Origin of the sequence: Curtobacterium sp. MMLR14_002 (assembly GCF_001864975.1) — a bacterium.
Lineage (GTDB): Bacteria > Actinomycetota > Actinomycetes > Actinomycetales > Microbacteriaceae > Curtobacterium > Curtobacterium flaccumfaciens.
This window is the reverse complement of the sequence record NZ_MJGT01000093.1, coordinates 1-247: the sequence shown is the minus strand read 5'-3', so window position 1 is coordinate 247 and position 247 is coordinate 1. Positions and strand designations below refer to the sequence as shown.

Genomic DNA, 247 nt, shown 5'->3' with positions numbered 1-247 from the left:
CGCAGTTCGAGGTGGGAAGTGGCAGGACCTACCCTGGACGGATGCTCTCCCGCCGCGAAGCCGCCGTCCGGCTCGACATCCCCCTCGAGATGGCGACCCGCCACGGCATCCCGTCGCGCCTGAGCGAAGCGGAGCTCGACGCGATCGAGCAGGACCCGCCCGCCTGGCTCGTGCAGTCTCGCGCCAACCGCACCGGCACGAAGAAGGTCTGGACGCGTCTGGAGTGCGTGGTCTGCGGCTTCGACGA

At 70.0% G+C, this 247-nt stretch carries 1 pseudogene; it reads left to right on the top strand.

Annotation, left to right across the window (positions count from 1 at the left end):
• Positions 1–41: 41 nt before the first annotated feature.
• Positions 42–247, top strand: a pseudogene (locus tag BIU91_RS15120) (hypothetical protein); the annotation flags it as partial.